12 protein-coding genes are annotated in these 16,148 nt (G+C 70.5%); 2 read left to right on the forward strand and 10 right to left on the reverse strand.

What is annotated here, in order from left to right; all coding sequences use genetic code 11:
• Positions 1-165: 165 nt before the first annotated feature.
• Positions 166-1,281, reverse strand: coding sequence for a CobW family GTP-binding protein (locus ACRAS8_RS09295; protein WP_438485470.1), 1,116 nt, complete (start codon positions 1,279-1,281; stop codon positions 166-168).
• A 481-nt stretch (positions 1,282-1,762) separates the two neighbouring features.
• Here ACRAS8_RS09295 and ACRAS8_RS09300 point away from each other — a divergent pair, with 481 nt between their 5' ends.
• Positions 1,763-2,773, forward strand: coding sequence for a sucrase ferredoxin (locus ACRAS8_RS09300; RefSeq protein WP_438485471.1), 1,011 nt, complete (start codon positions 1,763-1,765; stop codon positions 2,771-2,773).
• 439 nt (positions 2,774-3,212) lie between these two features.
• On the opposite strand, the gene ACRAS8_RS09305 is transcribed toward ACRAS8_RS09300, so the two are convergent.
• The 4 genes from ACRAS8_RS09305 to ACRAS8_RS09320 form a co-directional block, all read right to left on the reverse strand.
• Positions 3,213-3,899 carry a response regulator transcription factor gene (locus ACRAS8_RS09305; protein WP_438485472.1) on the reverse strand — a complete coding sequence of 229 codons (687 nt, stop codon included), beginning with the start codon at positions 3,897-3,899 and terminating at the stop codon, positions 3,213-3,215.
• Entirely contained in the window at positions 3,896-5,062 is a 1,167-nt protein-coding gene (locus tag ACRAS8_RS09310) for a sensor histidine kinase (protein WP_438485473.1), read from the reverse strand. The genes ACRAS8_RS09305 and ACRAS8_RS09310 overlap by 4 nt, the downstream gene beginning before the upstream one ends.
• Before the next feature lie 31 nt (positions 5,063-5,093).
• Complete coding sequence (locus ACRAS8_RS09315; protein WP_438485474.1) at positions 5,094-5,582, reverse strand: DUF1453 domain-containing protein; 489 nt, start codon at positions 5,580-5,582, stop codon at positions 5,094-5,096.
• Between the two features lie 157 nt (positions 5,583-5,739).
• A complete protein-coding gene (locus ACRAS8_RS09320; RefSeq protein ID WP_438485475.1) occupies positions 5,740-7,860 on the reverse strand; it encodes a DNA gyrase/topoisomerase IV subunit B in 2,121 nt (706 codons plus the stop codon).
• Positions 7,861-8,304: 444 nt separating this feature from the next.
• Here ACRAS8_RS09320 and ACRAS8_RS09325 point away from each other — a divergent pair, with 444 nt between their 5' ends.
• A complete protein-coding gene (locus tag ACRAS8_RS09325) occupies positions 8,305-8,535 on the forward strand; it encodes a DUF7455 domain-containing protein (RefSeq protein ID WP_438485476.1) in 231 nt (76 codons plus the stop codon).
• Between the two features lie 121 nt (positions 8,536-8,656).
• Here ACRAS8_RS09325 and ACRAS8_RS09330 read toward each other — a convergent pair whose 3' ends face one another.
• The 5 genes from ACRAS8_RS09330 to ACRAS8_RS09350 all read right to left on the reverse strand — a co-directional run bounded on the left by ACRAS8_RS09330 (position 8,657) and on the right by ACRAS8_RS09350 (position 16,104).
• A complete protein-coding gene (locus ACRAS8_RS09330) occupies positions 8,657-9,466 on the reverse strand; it encodes a serine protease (RefSeq protein ID WP_438485477.1) in 810 nt (269 codons plus the stop codon).
• 135 nt (positions 9,467-9,601) lie between these two features.
• Positions 9,602-11,164 (reverse strand): RNA polymerase sigma factor, encoded by a 1,563-nt coding sequence (locus tag ACRAS8_RS09335; RefSeq protein ID WP_438485478.1) that lies wholly within the window; start codon positions 11,162-11,164, stop codon positions 9,602-9,604.
• Between the two features lie 395 nt (positions 11,165-11,559).
• Positions 11,560-12,543 (reverse strand): FadR/GntR family transcriptional regulator, encoded by a 984-nt coding sequence (locus tag ACRAS8_RS09340; protein WP_438485479.1) that lies wholly within the window; start codon positions 12,541-12,543, stop codon positions 11,560-11,562.
• Between the two features lie 751 nt (positions 12,544-13,294).
• A complete protein-coding gene (locus ACRAS8_RS09345; RefSeq protein WP_352293435.1) occupies positions 13,295-14,065 on the reverse strand; it encodes an NUDIX hydrolase in 771 nt (256 codons plus the stop codon).
• 47 nt (positions 14,066-14,112) lie between these two features.
• Positions 14,113-16,104: a glycogen debranching N-terminal domain-containing protein gene (locus tag ACRAS8_RS09350; RefSeq protein WP_438490400.1), complete on the reverse strand. Its 1,992-nt coding sequence runs from the start codon at positions 16,102-16,104 to the stop codon at positions 14,113-14,115.
• Positions 16,105-16,148 lie beyond the last annotated feature (44 nt).

Below are 16,148 nucleotides of genomic sequence, written 5' to 3' on the forward strand. Positions count from 1 at the left end.
CAACCGCCCCGGCGGCGTCTGTTGTGTGCGCCGGGAAACGGCTCGGGGGGGGCGGCCTGCGGCTGACGGCGCCCACGGCATCAACTCCCGGGCCCGGCGCCGCCGTCCGGGTACGTGTCCACCTTGCGGTAGGCGCTCAGCACGCTGCTGCCGCCCCGGCCGCCCTCAGTCTTCCCGCGACGGCACGTATCTCAGCACGCCCCACATGCTGTTCTCATCCGCTTCCGCCGGGGCGGTCTGCCGGCAGTTCTCCAGCTCCTTGCGCAGCGCCGGAGCATCGATGCCGCTACCGATCATCACCAGCTGTGTGCAGCGTTCCTCCCCCTTCTGCCAGGGCTCGGGGTAAAAACGCAGGAAGTTGCCGACCGCGTGCAGCGTGAACTTCTGGCGGCTCTCCGGCACGTCGAAGTGGACGAATCCCTTGATGCGATAGAGCCCGCCGGGTCGGCTGTCCAGGAACTCCATCAGGCGGCGCGGATGCATCGGCTCGACGGATGTGAACTCGATGCTCTCGTAGCCGGCGTGGAGGTGACCGGCGTGTCCGTGATCGCAGTCGTGACAGCCCTCGTGGTCGTGGTCGCCATCACCGTCGCCGAATCCCCGCCCCGGTGCTCCGTTGGCGGAAGCCTCCCGCAACAGGTCTTCGAACGACAGCTGGCGGACCGGCGCTTCACAGTCCTCCCCCGGCCCACGGTCGAAGAATATCCCCGGATCGATCTGCCCGTACGCCGTGCAGATCACCGGCCTACCGGGGGCCAGGTCCGCAAGCGTTCCGATGAGGACCTGGCGCGCCTCGTCCCCAATGCGGTCGGCCTTGTTGAGCACCACGAGGTCGGCGATCCCCACGTGCCGGTCCAGTTCCGGGTGCCGGGCACGGGTGTCCTCGAACTCTGCCGCGTCGACAACCTCGATCAGCCCGCCGTAGACGATCCGGTCGTTCTCGCTCGCGAGGATCATCCGGATGAGTTCCTGCGGCTCGGCCAGCCCACTGGCCTCGATGACGATCACATCGATACGGGCCGCGGGGCGGGCCAGCCGCTCCAGATAGGTGTCCAGTTCGCTGGTGTCGACGGCGCAGCACAGACACCCGTTCCCGAGCGAGACCATCGAGTCGACCTGCCCGGCGACAGTCATGGCATCGATTTCGATGCTGCCGAAGTCATTGACGATCGCGCCGATGCGAGTGCCGTCGCCGGCGCGCAGCAGGTGGTTGAGGAGGGTGGTCTTGCCCGACCCCAGGAAGCCCGCGAGCACGACGACCGGGATCTGTTGCGTGGCCAAGAGAGAACGCCTCCATGGTGCGGGTGGCGGGCCGCGCGGCCCAGCGGCGGACGAGCTGTCGATCGTAACGGACCGCCCGTACCCTGCCCCGACCCGCTTCCCACCCGGCCCGGTGGCCCAGCCCGAACACTCCACGGTCTCCGCTGGCAGCCGCGCCGCATCGAGCGACCCCACCACACCAAGATCACACCAAGGCTGACCGCGGAGCTCTGGCCCTACGGGAGGCCGAGAAACCCCGCGCCCGACTCCCGGGGCACGCGATACCCATGCGCCGGTGTTATCGCTTCTGTCTGCCCACGTCGGGCGCGGTCGGCCTCGGCCTCCTGCTCCTCTGCCTCACAGCTGAACGGCGCCGCAGCCATCGACCTCCGGGCCCGACTCCGCTGTACCGGAGGCACGACCGACCACCCCCACTCGTCGTTGCGTGCCTTGCCACCCTCCCGGCATTCCGGACATGACACTCCGGGTTAGGCTCGCCTTCGTGAAGAGATGCGCCAGCGCTTCCCTCGAAGCGGCCGAACCTCTGGCCGGAACGGCAGCCACCGCCCGGACCTGGCTGTTGATCGAGCAAGCCGGGCCGTGGGGAGCCAAGGCACTGGCAGACAGTCACCTCGACCCGCACATCGGCCGGGCCCTGGAGGCCGCGGCAGAAGGCACTGGCGTGCGCATCGCTCTCATCCGCCGCCCCGGACGTCATGCCGATCTTCACGGCACCCCCCGGCGCCGCCTGTTCCTCGCGCACACCACTCCTGGCCACTCCTGGATCCGCACCACCACCGTCACCGACCCGGGAGCCGTGCTCGACCTGGATTTCGCCGCCGCGGGAGCCGGAGACCACCTCGGTCTTTGGGAGCCGTACACCGGCGACCCTGTGGTGCTTGTGTGCACCAACGGCAAACGGGATCGCTGCTGCGCCCTCCTCGGCCGACCGCTGGCCGCCCAGCTGGCCGACGGGAGCACCACGGCCTGGGAGGTGACGCACATCGGTGGTCACCGCTTCTCCCCCACTCTCTTCGTCCTCCCCTACGGCTACGCCTACGGACGTGCCTCGGCTCAGCTCGTCGAGGATGTCGTGGAAGCGGCGCGCCATGGACTCGTCACGCTCGACCAGTGCCGGGGCCGCTCGACGTGGGACCGCCCGGCCCAAGCCGCCGACCTGGCGATCCGGGAGCTGATCCGGGAGTGGCGCGCGGACGCACTCGACGTCGTAGGGACCGACCCGATGCGGCCCGAACCGGGGAACCGGGACGGACGGTCGCCTGCCGGCGGACCGACGGCTGACGCCGCTCGCAGTTGGACCGTCACCGTTGCACACGCCGACGGGCGGGCGTGGCGCGTGGTGGTCGATCAGCGGGCCGACGGTGCTCCGTCGCCCGCCAGCTGTGGTGCGCCGCTCGGTCCACCGTCGCGAATGGCGGTCGCCTCCATCACCGCGCTCACGGACGGCGCTGCGGCTGGACGGCCTTTCTCGGCCGCTGGTCCGCCGTTCTGACACCGGCGGCGGATCCGGCTCCGCCGCTTTGCCACTTCGATCGGGGTTCCGTGCCCCTCCGACCGGTGCCGCGCCTGGCTCCACGGCGCGAGCCAACACAACCCCCAACAGCAGTCCCAGCGTCGCCGCGAACCCAAGACTCAACACCGGTCCCGCAGCTCGCAGCGCGGTGGCCCGACTCCGGTTGCTCCGCACGCCCGCGAACGACGCCCCGGCAACCGCTCCCACAACACACATGCCCGCTCCCCCTTCGCACGCTGCCCTTGCGCGCACAACGGCCGGTTTTTCGCGCGCCCGAGCGCGACGTTCTACGTCAACCGCCAACCGACATGGACGTACTACCGGCCTTGGACCTGACACTGCGAGGCTACGCAGACACAACCCGCCACCGCGCGGGCTGTGGATAACCTCCACGCCAGCGCCGTTCAACCTCGCCGGATTACCGCGCCGATGCGCCAGGAGGCTCCGCGAGCCCGTGGCGGTAGGCGTAGCGGATTGCCTGGGCCCGATCCCGTAGTCCGGCCTTCGCGAAGAGATTGTTGATGTGGGTCTTCACCGTCGCCGTGGAGACGTGCAGCGTCCGGGCGATCTCCGGATTGCTCTGTCCTTCCGCGACAAGACGTAGAACCTCAACCTCCCTTGCCGTGAGCCCGTCCGGAGGCCCGTCGGGGGGTTGAGGGCTGCACGCTGCGGGCTCGGCGATGCGCTCCAGCAGACGGCGCTGGATCTTCGGTGACAGCCCGGCCTCGCCCGAGAGCACGTCGTCGATGGCGCGGACGATCTCGTCGCCGTCGGCATCCTTGGTGAGGTACCCGCGAGCGCCTGCCTGCAGGGCAGGAAAGAGCGAGTCGTCATCGGCATACGTGGTGAGCACCACGACCTGTGTGCCGGGGTGATCCGCGCGGATCCGGCGTGTGGCCTCGACACCGTCGCAGCGCGGCATCCGCAGGTCCATCAGGACGACATCGGGAGCGAGTTCGGCAACCAGGCTGACGGCCTCGTCGCCGTCGGCTGCCGAACCGACCACCTCGATGCCCGGCAGCAGGCCCAGCAGCATCACGATCCCCTCGCGCACCACCGTCTGATCATCGGCCACGACCACACGTGTCGTGGTGCGCGCCGTCATACGGGCACCCGCAACCGCACCACAAATCCCTCCTCGTCGGGGCCGGACTCCAGCGTTCCGCCGAGGAGTTCGGCGCGCTCCCGCATCCCGAGGAGACCGTACCCGGAACCGCCCTGCGCGAGCTCACCCGGCGTGGCAAGACCGCCGGAGTCGCGTACCTCCAGACCCACGTTGTCCTCGGCGTACTCGAGCCGCACACGCACCTGGGCGCCGGGGGCGTGCTTGCGTACGTTGGTCAGTGCCTCCTGGGCAACCCTCCGGACCGCGAGTCCCGCCTCGGCGGACAGTGCGCGCTGTTCTCCCACGATCTCCAGCTGGGCGCCCTCAGCGGCCGTCAGACGGTGCAGGAAGTCGTCGACTGGGACCATCTCCCCACGCAGGGCGGAAAGAGCCTCACGCGTACCGTCAAGCCCTTCTCGCGCCATTCCACGGCATGCCACCACCCGCTCCAGCAATTGTTCGCGATCCGCTTCCAGATCGCTGCTGCGCTGGATCAGCTGGCGAACCGCCTCCAGATGCACCAGTTGGGCGCTGAGGCTGTGGGCGAGAACATCGTGGACTTCGCGAGCGATCCGGCCCCGTTCGGCGAGCGCCGCGGTTTCCGCCTCGGCGCTGCGGGCCGCCCGCTCCTGGGCCAGCAGCCGCTGTGCGTTGCCGCGCGCCTCGGCGTCGAGGCGCACGACGTAGCCGGCGAGGGCAAGACCTCCGGCAGTCACGGCAGTGGTCAGCCAATTGCCGTTGTCCACCGTGACGAAGCCGCCGAGTGCGAGGGCGGAGCACGGCACCGCGGCCCCCAGGGGCAGTCGCTCCATCGCTGTCAGGGCGCAGGCGCACCAGAGGACGATCGCCGGTATACGGGCGCCCATCAGGAAGAAGCCGAAGGCAGCGGCCTCCAGTACGGCGAACAAGCCGATGGAGGGCCAGAGCCGCCGTTCCAGTGTCATGCGGAAGAAGCCCCGGAACGCCAGCACGGTGACGACCAGCACGGCGCCCGCCGCAGCCAGTCCCCAACCGGTGAAGGCCCCGCTCCCGAAGGTGGCCCAGAGCAGGCCGCCGACCACCACGACGCGGACGCCGCGGCCGATCAGCAGACGAGTCTCGCTGAGGCCCGCCTTGGAGAGCGACTCCCGCAGCGGCCAACTCGTCAAGGCGTTCGGCGGCACGTAGGGTCCTTTCGGTGCGTGGCGCAGGACCTCAGCCCGCGACAGGGACACGGTACGTCGGCTGCAGTCCCCGGACCCGCCAGGCGGTCACACCGGCACGGGTGAGCAGCATCGCCGCTACGGACAGCAGGGTCGGCTGACTGCTCTGGTGGACACCGAGCGCGGCGGCGACGCCCATGAGGCCCAGGCGCAGGGCCATGGCGCACAGCCACACGCCGGCCGCCGCCCAGGTTCCCTTCGTCCAGACCGTGCCCTGCTCGTCCGTCCAGAGGCGAGTGGTCCATGCCCATGCCGCGCCGCTGGCCAGGCCGATCAGGATCGTCGCGACCAGCAGGCCCGTGGAGGCAGCGTGATGGGCGGGATCCAGGAGGTCGGGCTGCCGCAGCGCCATGAAGATCAGGACGACCGGTATCAGCCACCCCTTCCGGCCCTCCGACGAGACGCGCTGCGCGGTGAACTGCCGCCCGAAGACGAACGCGACTACCGCGACGAGCACAGCGATGTTGAGCAAGCCGGTCATGGCCCGAGCCTCCGTGGAAGGGGAATGTCGATGCCCCCGACGCTACGGAGAGAGCCCGGTCGCCCGGATCGGAGCCAGGGTGGGCCACAGGTGGAAATGGCGACGGGCGTCTCTCCACCCCTAGGTGGAGAGACGCCCGTAACGGCCTGGGGCCGGCTCAGGTGTCGATGCGCGAACGGTCCAGAGTGGCCGCGGAGTTGGTGATGAACTCCTTGCGGGGGGCGACTTCGTTGCCCATCAGGAGGTCGAAGGTCTTCTCCGCCGTCTCCAGGTCGCTGATGTTGATCCGGCGCAGGGTGCGGTGGCGCGGGTCCATCGTCGTCTCGGCGAGCTGGTCGGCGTCCATCTCACCCAGGCCCTTGTAGCGCTGGATGCTGTCCTTGTAGCGGACGTTCTTGCGCTGAAGCTCCAGCAGCGTCTGACGCAACTCGTTGTCCGAGTAGGTGTAGATGTACTTGTCCTGCCCCTTCTTGGGGTTGATCAGCTCGATGCGGTGCAGCGGCGGCACGGCGGCGAAGACCCGGCCCTGCTCGACCATCGGCCGCATGTACCGCTGGAAGAGGGTCAGCAGCAGAATCCGGATGTGCGCGCCGTCGACATCGGCGTCGGCCAGGAAGATGACCTTGCCGTAGCGGGCCGCGTCGATGTCGAACGTACGGCCCGAACCGGCCCCTATGACCTGGATGATGGCGCCGCATTCGGCGTTCTTGAGCATGTCGGAGACCGACGACTTCTGGACGTTGAGGATCTTGCCGCGGATCGGCAGCAGCGCCTGGAACTCCGAGTTCCGCGCCAGCTTGGCGGTGCCCAGCGCCGAGTCGCCCTCGACGATGAACAGCTCGCTGCGGTCGACGTCGTCGCTGCGGCAGTCCGCGAGCTTGGCCGGCAGGGAGGAGGACTCCAGTGCCGTCTTCCGACGCTGGGCCTCCTTGTGCTGGCGGGCGGCGATGCGCGTACGGGCCGCGGCGACGATCTTCTCCATTACGGAGCGCGCCTGCTGCTTGGCGTCCCTCTTGGTGGAGGTCAGGAACGCCTTGAGTTCCTTGCTGACCACCTGGGCGACGATCCGGGAGGCGGCGGAGGTACCGAGCACCTCCTTGGTCTGACCCTCGAACTGCGGCTCCGCGAGCCGCACCGTGACGACGGCGGTGAGGCCCTCCATGGCGTCGTCCTTGACGACGTCGTCCTCGGCGACGCGCAGCAGCTTGCTGGACCGCAGCGCCTCGTTGACGGTCTTGGTCACCGAGCGCTCGAAGCCGGCGACGTGGGTGCCGCCCTTGGGGGTGGCGATGATGTTCACGAACGACTTGATCGTCGAGTCGTAGCCGGTGCCCCACCGGAGGGCGATGTCGACGCCCAGTTCACGGGTGACTTCGGTGGGTGTCATGTGGCCACGCTCGTCGAGGACGGGCACGGTCTCCTTGAAGGTGCCGTGGCCGGTCAGCCGCAGCACGTCGCAGACGGCCTTGTCCTGCGCGAGGTACTCGCAGAACTCGCTGATCCCGCCGTCGTAGCGGAAGGTCTCCTCCGTCTTCCCGGCGCCGTCGATGCCGCGCTCGTCCCGGACGACGATGGTCAGGCCGGGCACCAGGAAGGCGGTCTGGCGGGCGCGGGCGTGCAGCGTCTCCAGGGAGAGCTTGGCGTCCTTGAGGAAGATCTGCCGGTCGGCCCAGTAGCGCACCCTGGTGCCGGTCCTGGTCTTGGGGATGCGCTTGCCCTTGTGCAGCCCGTTGGCGGGCTCGAACGGGGCCTCCGGGCCGGGCTTGGTGAAGGCGCCGGGGACGCCGCGGCGGAAGCTGATCGCATGCGTCTTGCTGTTGCGGTCGACCTCGACGTCCAGCCGCGCGGAGAGCGCGTTGACCACCGAGGCGCCGACGCCGTGCAGACCGCCGGAGGCCGCGTACGAGCCGCCGCCGAACTTTCCGCCGGCGTGCAGCTTGGTCATCACGACCTCGACGCCGCTGAGCCCGGTCTTGGGCTCGACGTCCACGGGGATTCCTCGGCCGTTGTCCTGGACCTCCACGGACCCGTCGCCGTGCAGGATCACCTCGATGTGGTCGCAGTAGCCACCGAGCGCCTCGTCGACGGAATTGTCGATGATCTCCCACAGACAGTGCATCAGGCCGCGACTGTCCGTCGAGCCGATGTACATGCCGGGGCGCTTGCGGACGGCTTCCAGGCCCTCAAGGACGAGCAGGTGCCGCGCGGTGTAGTTGGAACCGTCCCGGTCTGCCCCGGTCAGCACTGCGGTGGACGGCACGGACATCTCGGCGGTCACGCGGTTCGCTCCTCGCTGAATTTCTGGCAGTCCGCATTCCGCGGACTCGGTTGTGGCGGTGTCGCCGGTGAGAGGGTACCGAGGCCCAGTAGAGCCGATGTGACGCCACCCGTGAGCATGACCATGGTAGTAGAATTTCGCTCGTACGTTCGATAGCTCGATAGGGTGACGTCCGAGTGACGTGCACATCACGTTCCCTTCGAGGCATGAACCATTTAGGCTCCGGGCACGTCCTCAACAACAACCGGCAAGCCAGCCGGGGAGGGCAGACTCCAGCAACCAACGTGAATCGGACCACCACGCAATACGGCTCATTCGCCGCCACCGGCAACACCCGGCCCCCTCGGAAAGTTTTTTCGGGGAAAAGGCACGAGCGGGAACGTTTTCGGCCTGGTTGGATGTTGACCCTGGTACGACAGCTCGTCGAGCTAGAGAAGAGGCGACGTGACTACTGTTCTGACACCCGCGAGCCCGCTGACGGCCGCTGACCGGTGCGACCGCTGCGGCGCCCAGGCATACCTGCGCGTCGTCCTGATGTCCGGCGGAGAACTGCTCTTCTGCGCCCACCACGGCCGCAAGTTCGAGCCAGAACTCAAGAAGATCGCCGCGGAAATACAGGACGAGACGGAGCGGCTCACCGCCACTCCGAGGTCTGCGTCCGACGAGGAACGCTGACACATCGCATCCACGACGAGCGAGTAGCGGCCCAGCGCCGTGCGGCGGGCGGTCTTTCCGGTACGACCGGGGAGGCCGCCCGCACTCGTACCCTCCGGTGCGCCCGCGTCCCCGCTCGCATTCAGTCGGCGCCGTGCGCCAGTACTGCCGGAAGCAGCGCGGACGCCCTCGTATAGACACCGGGGCTCCCTGGCCGCCCACAGCCGGTCCCCCACGACACCAGCCCCACCAGCCGCCCTTGCACCACCAGCGGCCCACCACTGTCCCCCTGGCAGGCGTCCCGCCCGCCCTTCGGTTCCCCCGCGCACAGCATCGACGCCGCGTTGTACGTCCCATCCGCGCTGCCCGGGTAGGCACGGGCACACACCGAGTCACGCAGGACGTTGACCTTGGCTGCCCGCAGCCGCGACGCGTAACTTCCGTCCCCCGTCATGTCGCCCCACCCGTAGACGGTGGCGGCGTTGCCGGCTTCGTAGACGCTGTCCTCGGGGCCGGCTATCGGGATGGGTTCGTTCGGGACCTTCTTCTGGAGGGTTATGACGGCCATGTCGTCCTCGTTGGTCCAGCTGTTGTAGCTCGGATTGATCCACACCTTGGCGATTTTTATCTCCTCGCCATCCTTGCCGGTGAGGTTGTTGCGTCCCACGACGACCCGCAGGTCCTTGACCTCCTGCCAGGGCAAGCCCAGGACTTCCCGGCCCAGGCAGTGCGCGGCCGTCACCACCGTCGCGTGCCCGACGAGCACTCCGCCGCAGAACTGTCCGGAGCGCCGGTTCCCGAACCGCTGGTGCGAGGCCAGGGCGACCGTCCAGGGGCTCTGGGAGCGGCGGACGGGCTTTCCCCCGACCACCGAGTCGTCTGCGGCCGCAGGGGCCGGCGCGGCGAGGATCAGCGCCAGGGCCCCGAGGGCGGCGCGTACGGTGGGGCGCATACGGACTCCTGACTCTGGGAGAGCGGTCGCCCACCCAGCGTGACCCAAACGGGGGCGCGCCGCACCCGGACGGCCGCGAGCCCGGCCCTACCAGAGGTGGAGGGCCGGGCTCGCGGCGCGGTCGGAGCTCTTCGGCTAGTCGAGGTAGTCGCGCAGCACCTGGGAGCGCGACGGGTGGCGCAGCTTCGACATGGTCTTGGACTCGATCTGGCGGATCCGCTCACGGGTGACGCCGTAGACCTTGCCGATCTCGTCGAGGGTCTTGGGCTGGCCGTCCGTGAGGCCGAAGCGCATGGACACCACGCCGGCCTCGCGCTCGGAGAGGGTGTCCAGCACCGAGTGCAGCTGCTCCTGCAGGAGCGTGAAGCTGACCGCGTCGGCCGGAACGACGGCCTCGGAGTCCTCGATGAGGTCACCGAACTCGCTGTCGCCGTCCTCACCCAGCGGGGTGTGCAGGGAGATCGGCTCGCGGCCGTACTTCTGGACCTCGATGACCTTCTCGGGGGTCATGTCCAGTTCCTTGGCCAGCTCCTCCGGGGTGGGCTCGCGGCCCAGGTCCTGGAGCATCTGGCGCTGGACGCGGGCCAGCTTGTTGATGACCTCGACCATGTGGACGGGGATGCGGATCGTGCGGGCCTGGTCGGCCATGGCGCGGGTGATGGCCTGGCGGATCCACCACGTCGCGTAGGTCGAGAACTTGTAGCCCTTGGTGTAGTCGAACTTCTCGACCGCACGGATCAGACCGAGGTTGCCCTCCTGGATCAGGTCCAGGAAGAGCATGCCGCGGCCGGTGTACCGCTTGGCCAGGGAGACGACCAAGCGGAGGTTGGCCTCCAGGAGGTGGTTCTTCGCCCGGCGGCCGTCCTCGGCGATGATCTCCAGCTCACGCTTGAGCTTCGGTGCGAGCTTGTCGCTGTTGGCGAGCTTGTCCTCGGCGAACAGACCCGCCTCGATGCGCTTGGCGAGCTCGACCTCCTGCTCGGCGTTGAGCAGCGGGACCTTGCCGATCTGCTTGAGGTAGTCCTTGACCGGGTCGGCGGTGGCGCCGGCGGCGGCGACCTGCTGGGCGGGCGCGTCGTCCTCGTCCTCGTCGGACAGGACGAAGCCGGCGTTCTCTGCGGCCTCGGCGTCGGTGGGCTCGCCCTTGCCGGGCGCCGGGGTCTCCTCGGTCAGGTCGTCGTCGAGCAGGTCGTCGACGTCCTTCTTGGCCGCGGCCTTCTTCGCGGTGGCCTTCTTGGCCGTGGTCTTCTTCGCGACCGTCTTCTTGGCGGCCGTCTTCTTCACCGCGGCCTTCTTGACAGGCGCGGACTCGGATTCGGACTCACCGACGACCGGGTCCGCCACGGTGGTGGTGGCGGAAGCGGTGGTGGTCTTCTTCACCGTGGCGGTCTTGGCCGCGACGGTCTTGGTGGCGGTGCGCTTCGCCGGACTCTTCGCTGCGACGCTCTTGCGGGTGCGCTTGGGCGCCTCTGCGGCACTGACCATCAGCGTCACACCCTCCTCGTCGAGGATCTGGTTGAGGCTGCGCAGAACGTTCTTCCACTGGGTTGGCGGAATCTGGTCAGCCTCGAAGGCCCGACGCACGTCATCGCCGGCGATCTGCCCATCTGCCTTTCCCCGCTCGATGAGCGCCATCACAGACTCGGACTCGGCGATCTCCGGCGGGAGCGTACGGGATGTGCTGGCCGACACGAACAACCTCTCGGAACGATGGAAACGGCTTCCGACCCCGTCCACTGTGGATCGGAGCCGACGACCGCCGGTGGGGATGGACCGACGGCGCAGGGGCAACCGGGGAGTTGAACAGCGCCACGAACGCCGCTCGTATTCCCTCCTCGGCTATCACCTCTTACGTCATCGCGCTTCCTGGGAGAGCGTTACGCCCAATCTGCGTGGCCCGAGTCACACCCCATAACGACCCCTTCCCCGTCATATGCCCTGCAATCCTCTCAAAGTCTTCCGCCGGATCCGGACGATGCCCCGGATCCGGCGATCTTGCGCTCCTTCGGTACGTGTAGCGCGACCTCGGCAGGGGCGTACGGGGCACGAGGCCACGCGGTGCTTACGGTCCGCACGCGGTCGGGTACGAGCCTTCAGTGCTCGCGCGGCGCGGGGACGACATGGTCCACCGGCGTCCCGGCCCCCTGGCCGCCGGTCTCGCCATGGGCGGCGAGGAGCTGACGCATCGCGGACTCGGCGGCGGTGGCGTCGCCGGAACCGATGGCGTCGACGACCCTCATGTGCTGGCCCACGGATGTCTCGACAGGCCGCTCGCAGCCGCCGCCGGAGCCGCCGGAGACCTGCAGGGCGGACGTGACGATGCCCGCGAGGTGCTCGAGCATGCGGTTGCCGGCGAGCTGGAGGAGCAGGGTGTGGAACTCGGCGTCGGCGCGGTTGAAGGTCATGGTGTCGCCCTGGGCCGCGGAGTGGCCCATGATCTCGACCATGTCCGCGAGCCGTTGCTGGATGTCCTCGCGGCCGTGGCCGGCGGCGAGCCGGGCGGCGAGCGGCTCGATCGTCCAGCGCAGCTCGCACAGCTCACGGCGCTGGTCGTCGCGCTGCGGCCCGTAGGCGCGCCATTCGATGATGTCGGGGTCGAGGAGGTTCCAGTCGCTGACCGGGCGCACTCGGGTGCCCACGTTCGGGCGCGCGCTCACCAGGCCCTTGGCTTCGAGGACGCGCAGTGACTCGCGGACGACGGTGCGCGAGACCTCGAAGCGCTGGCCGATCTCCTCGGGGACGAGCGGGCGGTCGGCGCCGAGATCGCCGGAGACGATCATCTGGCCGAGCTGCTGGACGAGTTGGCCGTGGAGGCCACGGCCGCGGCTGCCCGCCGCGCGCCGGCCGACCCGGCCGATGTCTGCCTCGGAGCCTTCCCAGACCGGGGCGACGCGCTCTGCGCGGTCCTGGCCGGTCGCGTTGGCCGCGTTGGCGTAGGGGTAGCGGTCAAGCTCGCCGGGGCCTGCGAGGCCGGTGTCGCCGGGGCGAGCCGCGGTCATCATGGTGTGCGCAAGGGTACTCACGCATCCTTTGTCGGCGGCACTCCGAACGGCCTTGAGGTCTTTGGTGAAAAGCACACGAAAGGGTGATCGCCCGTTATCTCGCAATTGACGCTTTATCGGAAAGAAATGCGCTTTCGGCGGTGAGTTGTGGACAGGGGGCGCAACAACGGGGCCCGGAAGCGGACGTTTTGGCCGATCAGGGCCTCCGGCCCGTTAGCACGCTGAACACATAAGCGCAGCCCAGGGCCGTCGGGGCAACGCCCCTGCGGTGACTTCTGGTTGAGCCCTCGGCGGTGCCATGACCGGAACACCTCGGTCGTTTCCGGAAGGCAGCCGAGGCGCCTCGGGTGGAGGGCCGGCCCGGTGCGGTGAGTGGGCGCGGCAGTGGGGAGTGGGGCCGCCGGTCGCGGTGGTGGCCGGATCGGGCGCCAGTTGCTCTGAGGGGCAAAGGAGTTGGCGGGCACCGTGTCGCGATCTCGGCGGGGGTGTGATGGCGGTGTGAGGGTGCGGTTGGTCCGGTGGTCGGCTGGGGGTGAGTGCGCTCGGGACGTCTGGGTCCGCGAGGCCGCCTTGGTGGGGGAGCCGGGTGGCGGGCGCTGCCGGCGCCTGGCGCGCGAAGTCACCTGGGACGGTGAGTTCCGGGGCGGAATGTTGACGGTGCGGGCGGCTGTGGGCAGGGGTAAACGGGGTGGTCGTCGTGCAGCGGTGGCCGGTGTGGGGCCCTGGGTGGCCACGCGCCGCTGCGGCGGGTCACGGGTGGGGCGGGATCCGGTGCCGGTGCTGGCGCGGGTGGCGTTGTGCGGCGTTACCCGGGCGCGGGTGGTCGTCAGACCTCTGGGCGCAGCATGGGCGGGTTGAGGAGGGTGGCGCCGCCGGCGCGGAAGAGCTGGGCGGGGCGACCGCCCTGGCGGGTGGTGGTGCCGCCGGTGGGGACAAGGAAGCCGGGGGTGCCGGTGACCTTGCGGTGGAAGTTGCGGGGGTCGAGGGCGACGCCCCAGACCGCCTCGTAGACGCGGCGCAGCTCGCCGACGGTGAACTCCGGCGGGCAGAAGGCCGTGGCGAGCGAGGAGTATTCGATCTTCGAGCGGGCGCGTTCCACACCGTCGGCGAGGATGCGCGCATGGTCGAAGGCGAGCGGGGCGGTCAGGTCGCCTTCGCGGGTGTGGGCGTTGGCGTCCTGGTCCAGGAGGGTTTCGACGGGGGCCCAGCGGGCGCTGTGGGCGTCGCCGCCGGCCCGGGGGGCCGGCAGGTCGGGGGCGAGGACGAGGTGCGCGACGCTGACCACGCGCATGCGGGGGTCGCGCTTGGGGTCGCCGTAGGTGGCGAGCTGTTCGAGGTGCGCTCCGTACGCGGGCGGCGGGCTGCCCTCCGGCGGGTAGGCGTGCAGGCCGGTCTCCTCGGCGAGCTCGCGGCCGGCCGCCTCCGCCAGGTCCTCGTCGGCGCGGACGAATCCGCCGGGCAGGGCCCAGCGGCCCTGGAACGGCGGCTCACCGCGGCGTACGGCCAGCGCGCACAGGGCGTGGCGGCGCACGGTGAGCACGACCAGGTCGACGGTGACGGCGAAGGGCGGGAAGGCCGACGGGTCGTAGGGAGGCATGTCGCGATCATAGTCGTCCGCCTGACGATAAACAGGTCATGCGGGCTTCACGACCCCAGTTGCAGACCGTCCGCGGCCTCCTCGACCATGCCCATGCCGAGCCGGCCGATCCGTACGGCGAAGGGCTGCTCGGCAATGGTCAGTCCGGTCAACTGCATCGCACCGAGCGGGGTGGTGCCCAGGGGGCGGACGGCGACCGTCCCGGCCGGGACGTCGGGGCGCAGTCCCGCGAGAGCGATGAGCATCTGCACCGCGCCGGCCGCCGCGACGGCCGCGGGGCGGCAGGCCGCCGGGTGCGGGACGGGCACGCCGCCGGCGGTGCGCTGCTCACCCGCGAACATCTCGGGCAGGCGATGGCCGAAACTCTCGGCGGCGTCGAGGATGCCCTTGGTCAGGGTGCCGGCGGCGGCTTCGTGTCCGGCCGCGGCGAGGCCGGCGGCGGCGACGGCGGTTTCGTGGACGCGGACCGCTCCGCCGCGGTGGCCGAACGGGTTGTAGCCGCTCTCCCTGGCGCCGAGTCCGCGCAGGCCCCAACCGGAGTCCATGGCAGGGCCTCGGAGAAGTCGGGCCAGTTGGTCGGTCTGGGCGGCGTCCAGGAGGCCGGGGGCGAAGGTTCCGCCGCCGAGCAGGCCGGTGTCGAGGAGATGGGCGGCGGTGGCGCCGAGGTGGGGCACCTGGCGGCCGTCGACGGTGAGGAGGGCGGCCGGGCGGCCGCCGGTGCGGTCCTCGGCCCAGAAGTCGGTGCGGAAGCGGACCCGCAGTTCCGCTGCCCAGTCGCGGAGCGCGGCGGCGCCGGGGGCTCCGCAGGCGTCCAGGAGGTCGGCGCCGAGGACGGCGGCGCGGTGGGCGTGGGCCTGGGTCTCGCAGCGGTACGGGCCGTGGGGAGCAGGGTCGGGGAGGTAGCCGCCGCGGTCCGCGCCGCGGGGGTCGGTGGCGGTGCGGAGCCACTGGAGGCAGCGTTCGGCGGCGGGCAGCAGGCGCTCGGTCTCCTGGTCCGGCAAGCCCCAGCGGCGGGCCTCGGCGAGGACCGCCGGGAAGAGGAGGGTGGCTTCGATGCCGGTGCAGGCGGGCGGGGCGTGCGGTCCGGAGTCCCGGAGGGGACCGGGGATTCGGCCGAAATCCGCCCCCGGGGTGGCCTGTTGGGTGCGGGCCAGGGTGCGCAGAGTGGCGGCGGCGAGGCGGGTACCGAGAGGGAGCAGCATCCGGGCGGCCCACAGGGCCTCGGCGGGCGCGAGGCCGCAGCGCCAGGGGAAGCCGGCGGCGACGAAGACGTCCGTGGGCAGGGCCGGGTCGCGCATCAGAAGGCCGTACAGGTCGTCGAGGCTGCCGGCCAGGAGGGCGTCGGCGCGGGGGTCGTCGCACTCCAGGCGGGCGTCGGACCAGGAGCGCGGGGGCCGTTCGCTGCGGGGGCGGGGGCCGGCGGGGCCGTTGCGCGGGCCGGGGACCAGCGCGGCGGCGCGTCCAGGCGCGGTCGGCGAGCCACCCGTGCCGTGTTCCAGGCGGGGGTGGAGGGTGATGGTGCGCCTGCCCCCGGGCGGCAGTTCCAGTTCCCAGCGGAGCAGGCCGGCGGAGGCCAGGGCGTCCTGGGGTGCGGGGTCGGCGGTCACCACAGCATGGGCCCCACGCCCTGACCAGCGGAGGCCGGATCCGTGTACGGCGGCGCGGAGTTCGGGGCCGGGAAGGCCGACGGCGACGGCGCCGAGGTCCGCGAGATCGGTGCCCAGGTGGACTTCGACGGGCAGGCGGACGGGCCGGGTGGCGCTGCTGTGGAAGGTGATCCACTCGGTGCCGTCGGCGAACCGCAGTCGCTCGACGCGGATCTCCGGGTCGGGACCGCGCTCACCCGCTCTGCGCAGCACTCCGGTGAAGCGGGCGCGGTCCGCGGCGGTCAACCGCCCCTGGACGGCGAGCGGTTCGCTGCCCGCGGCACGCAGCTCGCAGCGGGAGAGGATGCGGCGGCCGTCGCGGTAGCTGCCGTCCAGGCCCTGGCCGGTGAGCTGTCCCGTGGTGGACGACACGGTGAGCGAGGGCAGGGCCATGCAGACCAGCGCTGCATGGACGGGTTGGGGCTGGGGCGGCCTGA

It is taken from the genome of Streptomyces sp. S186, from assembly GCF_051603415.1.
Classification (GTDB): domain Bacteria; phylum Actinomycetota; class Actinomycetes; order Streptomycetales; family Streptomycetaceae; genus Streptomyces.